At 42.6% G+C, this 9,824-nt stretch carries 6 protein-coding genes; 2 read left to right on the top strand and 4 right to left on the bottom strand.

Annotated features, from left to right (window positions below):
* The coding region (locus tag HFD85_RS11850; protein ID WP_167609526.1) for a fasciclin domain-containing protein at window positions 1–2,386 on the top strand (2,386 nt) is incomplete at its 5' end.
* A 251-nt stretch (window positions 2,387–2,637) separates the two neighbouring features.
* On the opposite strand, the gene HFD85_RS11845 is transcribed toward HFD85_RS11850, so the two are convergent.
* Window positions 2,638–3,666 carry a tRNA dihydrouridine synthase gene (locus HFD85_RS11845; RefSeq protein WP_240925038.1) on the bottom strand — a complete coding sequence of 343 codons (1,029 nt, stop codon included), beginning with the start codon at window positions 3,664–3,666 and terminating at the stop codon, window positions 2,638–2,640.
* Window positions 3,667–3,738: 72 nt separating this feature from the next.
* Window positions 3,739–4,776 (bottom strand): oxygen-dependent tRNA uridine(34) hydroxylase TrhO, encoded by a 1,038-nt coding sequence (trhO, locus tag HFD85_RS11840; protein WP_167609523.1) that lies wholly within the window; start codon window positions 4,774–4,776, stop codon window positions 3,739–3,741.
* Between the two features lie 162 nt (window positions 4,777–4,938).
* Here trhO and HFD85_RS11835 point away from each other — a divergent pair, with 162 nt between their 5' ends.
* Window positions 4,939–6,012, top strand: coding sequence for a serine hydrolase domain-containing protein (locus tag HFD85_RS11835; RefSeq protein WP_167609521.1), 1,074 nt, complete (start codon window positions 4,939–4,941; stop codon window positions 6,010–6,012).
* Window positions 6,013–6,062: 50 nt separating this feature from the next.
* Here the strand turns inward: HFD85_RS11835 and HFD85_RS11830 are convergent, their stop codons facing one another.
* Window positions 6,063–7,790, bottom strand: a complete 1,728-nt coding sequence (locus HFD85_RS11830; protein WP_167609518.1) for a S8 family serine peptidase — start codon at window positions 7,788–7,790, stop codon at window positions 6,063–6,065.
* Between the two features lie 249 nt (window positions 7,791–8,039).
* Complete coding sequence (locus HFD85_RS11825; RefSeq protein WP_167609516.1) at window positions 8,040–9,239, bottom strand: S8 family serine peptidase; 1,200 nt, start codon at window positions 9,237–9,239, stop codon at window positions 8,040–8,042.
* Window positions 9,240–9,824: the final 585 nt, after the last annotated feature.

The following is a 9,824-nucleotide window of genomic DNA, read 5'->3' as shown; positions in this document are numbered from 1 at the left end:
ATTAACCCGCAGCGACCTTACTACTGATTTTGTAGGCATTTTAAGTGGCGAAGGCCCCTTTACAGTATTTGCACCAACCAACGATGCATTCGCTGCCTTGCTCAACGAACTGGGATTAGCTTCGTTAAACGACATTCCGGTTGAAACTTTGGATGCCGTGCTTAAAATGCACGTGGTAGCAGGCAAGGTAATGAGCACCGATTTAAGTGACGGAATGATGGCCCCGACAGTTTTGGGCGAAGAAATTACTTTCCATATCGATGGCGGAGCCTCAATCAGCGATCCGAACGGACGAATGAGCAACATTACAGCAGTTGATGTTGAAGCGCAAAACGGAGTGGTACACGTAATCGACACGGTGATACTTCCCGACCTGCGTCCTGAAACAGTTGTAGATATTGCAACCGGCGACAGCACTTTCTCAAGTCTTGTTGCAACATTAACCCGCAGCGACCTTACTACTGATTTTGTAGGAATTTTAAGCGGCGAAGGCCCCTTTACTGTATTTGCACCAACCAACGCTGCATTTGCTGCCTTGCTCAACGAACTGGGATTAGCTTCGTTAAACGACATTCCGGTTGAAACTTTGGATGCAGTGCTTAAAATGCACGTGGTAGCAGGCAAGGTAATGAGTGCCGACCTAAGTGACGGAATGATGGCCCCAACAGTTTTGGGCGAAGAAATTACTTTCCACCTCGATGGCGGAGCCTCAATCAGCGATTTGAATGAAAGAGAAAGTAACATTACTGCAGTTGATCTGGAAGCTCAAAATGGGGTAGTGCATGTTATTGACAAAGTTATCCTTCCTGATGTTAGACCCGAAACAATTGTAGATATTGCTGCAGGAGATACAGCATTTTCAAGCCTGGTTGCTGCATTAACAAGAGAGGATTTAGACATCGATTTTCTAAGAATATTGAGAGGAAACGGTCCGTTTACTGTATTTGCGCCGACCAACGCTGCTTTTGCCGAATTGCTTGCCGAACTTGGTGTTTCTTCTCTGGATGAACTTGATCCTCGTGTTCTGGAAGAAGTGCTTAAGCTGCACATTGTATCGGCTGAAATCAAAGCATCAGCGATTAATGATTACTACGAGGCCAAAACAATTGGTGGACAAATTATCATGTTCAAAGTAACAGGAGGAGTGCGGGTTATCGATCCTTTGATGCGCGAAGCAAATATTCAGGCAGCCGATGTCCTGGCAAAGAACGGACGGGTTCATGTGATTGACAAGGTGCTTTTACCTGATTTACCCCCGCTTACGGTGGTGGATATTGCAACAGGTGATCCTAATTTCTCGAGCCTTGTAGCGGCGCTTACCAGACCGGACTTAACCATCGATTTTGTCGGAATATTAAGTGGCGAAGGACCGTTTACCGTATTTGCTCCCACAAACGATGCATTTGCAGCTTTACTAACAGATCTCGGCCTGGGATCGTTGAATGATATTCCGGTGGAAACCCTGGAAGATGTTCTAAAGATGCACGTGGTGGCAGGAAATGTAATGTCAACCGACCTGAGTGAAGGAATGATGGCTTCTACATTTCAGGGAGAAGAATTGACTTTCAGCCTCGAAAACGGAGCAATGATTACCGATCCAAATGGACGAATGAGCAACATTACCGCAGTGGATCTGGAAGCACTTAACGGAGTGGTACACGTGATCGATAAAGTGATACTTCCCGATTTGCGTCCGGCAACAGTAGTTGATATTGCCACAGGTGATCCTAATTTCTCGAGCCTTGTAGCGGCACTTACCAGACCGGACTTAACCATCGATTTTGTCGGAATATTAAGCGGTGAAGGACCGTTTACCGTATTTGCTCCTACAAACGATGCATTTGCAGCTTTATTGACAGAACTCGGTTTTGCATCGTTGAACGATATTCCGGTGGAAACCCTGGAAGCTGTTCTAAAAATGCACGTGGTGGCAGGAAATGTAATGTCAACCGACCTGAGTGAAGGAATGATGGCACCGACATTAGAGGGTGAAGATTTGACTTTCAGCCTCGAAAACGGAGCAATGATTACCGACCCAAACGGGCGAATGAGTAACATTACTGCAGTTGACATTCAATCTCAAAACGGAGTGGTACATGTAATCGACAAAGTGATTCTTCCCGATTTGAATTTGACTTCTGTTAACGAACTCAGAGATGTTGGATTTAAAATTTATCCAAATCCTGCCCGCGATTTCATTAATATTCAAACTGATGAAACGGGTGCAGACATAAAAATAATGAATATAGCCGGGAAGGTGGTGTTTCACCAAAACCTTGAATCGAATTTAGAACGTATCGATGTGAGTAGTTTCTCTCCCGGAGTCTATCTTTTAACGATTGAAATGAACGGATTTTTAAATACTAAAAAAATCATTCTTAGATAGTTTCATAGTTATACCTTCTATTAAAAAGCGAAAGGTTGCCGGAGAAATTCGGCAGCCTTTTTTGCAATATTATGGATAGAAACAGAAAAATTTAATTCACAGTTTTTTTGAATCAACCTGATCCACGAATACTAGGGATTGTATCTACCTGGCTGCCCACAGGCTCACCAGCTGTGGCAAGGCAGTGAAGGGGATTCGGTCGGAAATTGTCAGGCTTTCATTCCTAATGATTCCGTAGAATGATGAATGTTTTATTGTTGGAAATACTTATAAACTTCGTCGTAGCTTTTTACTTCCATCAGGTCGGCACGCATTTTAGCGGCACCCGGGAAACTGTTCAGGTAGATTTTGTAGAAGCGTTTCAGGATGTTAAAATTCTTGTCAGGGCTCCAGGTTTGTTCGAATAAACGGGTATGTACAAGCAACTTACTGATCCGGTATTCCATCGAAATTTCGGTTTTTTCGGGATCGTAAAACCAGGGATTATGAAAGATGCCGCGGCCAATCATTACGCCGTCAACTCCGGTTTGTTTTACCCTTTCAAGGCCTTGCTCATACGACAAAACATCGCCGTTGCCATGAAATGGAATATGCGGTTTCAGGCTGTTTTTAAGTTGAACAGCCTTGCCAATTTCGTCCCAGCTGGCTTCTTCTTCCGACTGCATGCGCTGCGTGCGGCCGTGCAGAATAATGGCTGCCGGATCAACTTCGAGCAAATTGGCGATCCAGTTTTCGGTAATGTGTTCCTTAATCCCGGTTCGTGTTTTTACACTAACAGGCAGCGAAGTACCTTCTTTTGTCGCCAGAATAATTTCTTTGGCTCGTTCCGGTTCGCCAATCAAAGCACTGCAGGCACCAATTTTAAACACCTTTTTTACAGGGCAACCCATGTTGATGTCGATCCCGTCGAAATCGTAATGTTCTGTGATGTATTTGGCAATGTTGTGGTAAACTTCCGGATCGCGCCCCCAGATTTGGGCAACAATTTTAATGTTGAGTTTTTTCAGCAGTTCACGTTCCGAATCATTTACGATCAGGCGTTCTGAAACCCGCTCACGGCCAACGGGGTGATTCATGCCTTCAACTGAAGTAAATTCGGTAAACACCACATGTAATTTACCGGGCGCCGACATGCCCATTACGATCTCGCGAAAAACCGTATCGGTGACATCCTCCATGGGAGCCAGTGAAAAAACGGGGCCGTTGAATGCTGTCCAGAAATTATTCATTGTGGTGCAAAAATAGGAAATAAAGGTAAACGCAAATAATGCTGATGTCATTCTGAACTTGTTTCAGAATCTTTATCAGCAGATCCTGAAACAAGTTCGGGATAACGGACGAATACTATTTGACTAAACTTCTGTTTTTAATTGTTCTGTACGGATTAGTGCCATGCTTTTTCTGTATTTGCGGCTGTTGCCAAAAACAATCCTGTCGTTCGCAGAGCGTCCGGTTCCGCTTTCTTTTTCATGTGCACACTCTGGTGTACAACATCCGTGATATTGTTCGGCACACTCCGGACACTGGATAAACAGAATATGGCAACCTTTATTATCGCAATTGGTATGTGTATCACAGGGCTTTCCGCACTGGTGGCATTTCGAAATGATTTCGCCATTTACACTTTCGCCCAAACGTTCGTCGAAAACAAAATTCTTACCCAGAAATTTCGAATCCAGACCTTCGGTTTTAATCTGTCGGGCATATTCCAATATGCCGCCATGCAGCTGATTCACGTCTTCAAAACCTTTGTGTTTCAGGTAGGCACTTGCCTTTTCGCAACGTATTCCTCCGGTACAGTACAACAGCACTTTTTTGTCTTTCTGATCTTCCAGCAGGTCGGTAACAATTTCCAGTTCCTCGCGGAAAGTATCGGCTTCGGGGCAAATGGCACCTTCGAAATGGCCGATCTCGCTTTCGTAATAATTCCGCATGTCCACAACCACAGTATTTTCCTGCCCGATGTAATTATGAAATTCAACTCCGGTCAAATGTTTTCCAACGTTGGTAACGTCGTAAGTGCCATCATCCAACCCGTCGGCAACCAGTTTCGGACGTACTTTAATTGTCAGTTTATAAAACGACTTCCCATCGTCTTCGATCGCGTATTTAATCGGAATTTCTTTTAAAATCTCATGTTTTTTCAACGTTTCGAGGAAAGTATCCCAGTTGTGCTCGGGAACGCTCATTTGTGCGTTGATGCCTTCGCGGGCCACATAAATGCGTCCAAAACAATCCAGCGGAAACCAGTCGCGGAACAATTCGTCGCGAAACGCTTTCGTATCGTCAAGAATATGATAACGGTAGAATGAAATGGTCAGACGATTGAAGTTCTCTTCATCAAGCCTCTTTTTCAGTTCTTCCTTATTTACCCGGTTGTATAGAAACATGTTACAATCAATTTTAAAATGCGGGGCAAAAATACATAATTCAGCAGAAAGAGCAAAAAAGAGGTTTTATTCTTTTGTTGAAAGCAGTTTTTTTTGAAACGGTTTTCTCGTAATTTTAAGCGTGTTCGCATATCGAATAAGTTCTAATAAAATCCTGCCACCATGAAAAATCTTGTTTATTTGTTCATCCTACTGCTCATTTTAAGTAGTTCCTGTACTAAAGAAGATCCGAAAGTTGCAGCAGCCGAAGACTACCTTGAACAACTGCGTGTTGAAAGCGAATCGGTAGGGTGGACTGCAACAGTTTCTCAAGACAATAAAATCGTTTTTTCGAAAGGTTTTGGACTTGGAAACTACGAGCAGCAAGTGCCTGTTTATCCTGATAAAACCAAGTTTCGTATCGGGAGCATTTCAAAAACGCTGACTGCTGCTGCCCTCGGAGTTTTAATTGAAGAAGGTAAGATTGATTTGGATGCGCCGGTTCAGAAGTATGCGCCGTATTTCCCAGTTAAGAAATTCGAAATTACTACCAGACAGGTGGCCGGACATCAGGCGGGGATCAGGCATTACAACGGTGACGAATTTCTGTCGTCGAAATATTATCCAACTGTCAACGATGGTTTGGAGATTTTTATGAACGATACACTCTTGTTTGAACCTGGCACAAAATACAGTTATTCCAGTTACGGATTTAATCTCTTAAGTGCGATTATTGAAGGTGCTTCGGGCGACGACTTTTTGCACTTTATGCAATCACGTGTTTTCGATCCCCTGAACATGGACCAAACGAAACCGGAACATATGGATTCTTTGATCCTTTTTCGCACTGGTTATTATGATATGGCAGATGGAAAAGTAATTAATGCACCTTATGTTGATAACAGCTACAAATGGGCCGGAGGTGGTTTTATATCCACTTCTGAAGACCTGGTAAAATTCGGAAATGCGATGTTAAATAATACACTCTTTTCAGAAGAAGTAAAAACGCAATTGATTACACCGCAAACCTTAAAGAACGGTGAGAAAACAGAGTATGGGATTGGCTTCTTTTCGGGAACTGATGAGTATGGCAGAGCCTATTACGGGCATGGTGGCGGTTCAATTGGGGGCTGCGGTAACCTGATCATTTATCCGAATGAAAAAATGGTAGTGGCAGTGATCACGAATGATACCCGGGCCAAGATTGGTAGCGAATTGCATAAAATTGCTGAGATGCTGTTGAGTAAAGCGCAATAAAAAACCCCGACTTTTACGTCAGGGTTTCTATGCTTTTTTTATGTTGTTATTTAGAAAGACAAATCAAGTTCATTCGACGTAATATTGGCTTCATCAACAATGTAATATACAAAGTTTCCACCGGTAATTTTTCCAAGGTTGTCTACATAAGAGCCACTGTTTGAAATAACAGTTGGAGTACCATTTAAATAAAGTGTTACTGTCGCTCCGCTGGCTCCTGTCCACGTAAGCGTTGTTTTAAGAACCTTGTTTCCGGTAATCGTACCATCGAGGACGATTTCACCACCAGCAGTATTTTCTGAAACAGTTACAGACTGTATCGAAGAATCAGTATCTCCGTCATTGTCAGTTATGGTTAGAGTAACATCGTATGTTCCGGCACTCGCATAGGTATGCGAAGGACTTGCTGTAGTTGATGTGTTTCCATCACCAAAGTCCCAACTCCACGAATCAACCGTTCCATCTGAGTCTGTACTTTTGTCGGTGAAACTGGCAGTAAGACCACTCACCGAATAAGAAAAACCGGCTGTTGGTGCTGTGTTGGGTGTAGGATTCACACCTCCTCCATCTCCAGCTATTGCAATCGGATATTCATATGTCCGTCCGCGTTTACGAGTTGATACGGTTCCATCGGTTGCGAAATCACCCAACAACAGAATTCCTGCCATATGAGGCGAAGCCATTGATGTTCCGCTCATGGTAGCATAACCGCCAATATAAGTAGAAGTAACGCTGGAACCGGGCTCGATATAATCGACTGGTGACCCAAAATTGGAGTAACTCGACCAGTAATCACCGTTTGACATTGCGGCAACTGTATAAACATTGGCGTGTTCAACCCTTGCCGGTGAGTAGTAGGTGGCATCATCTGCTGAGTTACCGGCAGCAATCGCAATTTTTATGCCTTTATTGGCCACGCCAATTACCGCATTGTCAACTGTGGTTGAGGTGTACCGGGTTTGCGGACCAAGGCTCATATTTACAACATCTCCCACACTGCCCACTCCCTGAGTTCCAATGTAATCGAGTGCTGCAATTGTCCATGAGAACGATCCGGTTCCATCAGCTCCCAAAACACGGCAGGATACGACTTGCGCTCCCGGAGCGACTCCGATAACACCAAAAGTGTTGTTTTTTGCGGCAACCGTTCCGGCAACATGTGTACCGTGACCGTGTGCATCTTCAGGAGAACTGTCTCCGCTTACAAAACTTTTACTCATGATTGTGTTTACATTCAGATCGGGGTGGTCCATATCAATTCCCGAATCAACGATCCAGGCTTTATTGCTTCCGGTGTAGTTTGCTGCTCCATGTACCCTGGCAATTCCCCAGGGAGTTTCCTGCGGGCCACTCGAAGAAGCGTTGATGCTAACCGAAGGAGCCAATGCTATTATTCCGTCTTCTTCCACATATTTTACTGACGGATCATCTTGCAATTTTTTAAGTTGCCCCGGAGGCATCTTCACCGAGAATCCTTGCAATACACTTCCGTAAACATATCCAAGCTCGCTGTCAAGAACACCGGCACGTTTTAAAATTTTAGCCGAAGCCGATTTTACAGCGGCCTGTTTCTTTTCGTAACCTTTCAGTTTGGTTAATTCTACATCGAGATCAGCATCCTGAAGTACAACTATGTAGCTTTGTTTGTTGGTGTTTGCTGACTTCAAAAGTAGTTCTTCATTGATGGCGTCGTCATCATTTACAATGGGATCGTTACAGGCGTTTGCGAGAATGATAACCAGTGCAAACGCGAATAGTTTCAACAGCAAATTTTTCATTGTAGTTAGTTTGAATTATAATTAGAGTCTGTCTTTTTATCGCAGTGTTTATTTAATCAGGTTTATTATCTGTAAAAGGACATTCTATTGTAACCCAAACAGTTCTGTTTGCAGATTGTTTAATTGGATTTAATTTAAGGTCTTTTTTTCTTACATTGAAAATAATACTTCGCTATGTGAGGCAATAAATTTGGGCAAAAAGAAACCCGGATGATACTCACCCGGGTTACTTTTTAATGCTCTATTTATTTAATGAACTCCTATAGTATCAGGATTTCCGTCCGGGTCGCCGTTAACCGTTCCTCCATCTTTTATGGATCCGAGTAACAATAATCCGGCAGCGTGAGGAGCAGCCATTGAAGTTCCGCTCATTGTAGTGTAGCCACCACCTTTGTACGTGGAATAAATGCTGTAGCCAGGCTCACAATAGTCAACCGGAGGATTATTGTAGTTGGAGAAATAAGCCCAGTTATCATTTACATCACTGGCTGAGATGGTGTAAATGTTAGCTCCATTAGCACTGGCCGGTGATTTTGTATTAGCATCAGTACTTTCGTTACCTGCAGCAAGAGAAAACTTTATTCCTAAATCGGAAGCGGCAATTACCGCATTGTTAAGGGTTAAATCATAACCTCCACCGAGACTCATATTGGCAACATCACCTGGAGCTGCATGATCGGCCACCCAATCAACACCTGCAATAATCGTTGAATAAGAACCCGATCCACGACGGTTTAAAACTTTAACAGGAACAACAGTTGCTCCGGCAGCTACACCAATAACTCCTTCATCGTTATCAATTGCGGCCGCAATACCTGCACAGTGTGAGCCATGCCCGTTATCGTCGTCAGCAGCTTGAGTTCCGGCAACGAAATTCCATCCGTTTACCAAATCAACATTCAGGTCGGGATGATCAAGATCGATACCTGTATCGATGATCCAGATTTTGTTACTTCCGGAATACATAACTCCGCCATTAACACGAGTAATTCCCCATGGAGTTACTTCTGCAGTTGGTGTTGGAGCAGGCTTTACTTTTGTTTTTACATAAGGTTGAATCAATGTAATTACCTGGTCCTCACTAATGTACTTAACCGATGGATCACTCTCCAGTTTTTTCAATTGACCGGGAGCCATTTTAACGGCAAATCCTTTTACCGCGGTTCCATACGTAAAAGTGATTTCTGAATCAGAGATACCCGCTCTTTTCAGAATTTTTTCGGAAGTTGATTTTACTGCTACCTGTTTCTTTTCGTAGCCTTTTAATTTGGTAAGTTCCAAATTCAGGTCAGCGTCCTGTAAAACAACGATGTAGGTCTTTTGGCCTGAACTGGCCGATTTCAGTTCAATGGTTTCGTTAACATCATCAGTTACTAATGATTCGTTACAAGCGTTCGCAATAGCCAATACAAAAGCCAATGCAAACAATTTAAACAGCGTTTTTTTCATTTTTAATTGTTGAATTGAGATTAATTGATTGAGTTTGTCACTTACAATATACATAATATTTTGGTTATAATTAACATTTGGTCAATAAAAATAGGGATGTTTTTACATTTGGATAACAAAATGTAGTTGTTTGCTGTTCTTTGTTATTGCTGTAATTCAGTGGTTTTGACATTTGTTTTCCTGTATGCCAATTGCCGTTTTGAAAAAAGTAAAATCAATTAATTTACAATATTAATCGTGTTAGGTGTATGAGGGAGAAATGAGAATTATTTAATTCGGTATAAACCCGAAGTGCGGCTTCTAAACAGGTTGTGACCTTTTTGTATACAGCTAGATTTGGAATACTATCTATATAATTCAGGTTTCGGCTGAGGCTTAATACCAGTGCTTCTTCATTTTTTTCAAGTTAATCCTGAAATTCATCGGCTTCCTGAAAACGCTTGTTCCACCTAAAAACAAAAAGAAAAGAATAAGCTTAAAATGCAACCAGTAATAACTTGCTATTTGAAAATGTCTGTAATTTGTTATTCATCATCCGAATAAGATTTTGAACAATCCATCACAGGAATCATTCATTAAAACGGT

Origin of the sequence: Maribellus sediminis (assembly GCF_011799805.1) — a bacterium.
Taxonomy (GTDB): Bacteria; Bacteroidota; Bacteroidia; order Bacteroidales; family Prolixibacteraceae; genus Draconibacterium; species Draconibacterium sediminis_A.
Note: the sequence above shows the minus strand (reverse complement) of the source record. Positions and strands in the feature narration are given on the sequence as shown.

Excerpts from the sequence above, each read along its gene's own strand:
- HFD85_RS11830 (WP_167609518.1), bottom strand. The coding sequence starts at position 7,790 with ATGAAAAATTTGCTGTTGAAACTATTCGCGTTTGCACTGGTTATCATT.
- HFD85_RS11825 (WP_167609516.1), bottom strand. The coding sequence starts at position 9,239 with ATGAAAAAAACGCTGTTTAAATTGTTTGCATTGGCTTTTGTATTGGCT.
- HFD85_RS11835 (WP_167609521.1), top strand. The coding sequence starts at position 4,939 with ATGAAAAATCTTGTTTATTTGTTCATCCTACTGCTCATTTTAAGTAGT.
- HFD85_RS11845 (WP_240925038.1), bottom strand. The coding sequence starts at position 3,666 with ATGACATCAGCATTATTTGCGTTTACCTTTATTTCCTATTTTTGCACC.
- trhO (WP_167609523.1), bottom strand. The coding sequence starts at position 4,776 with ATGTTTCTATACAACCGGGTAAATAAGGAAGAACTGAAAAAGAGGCTT.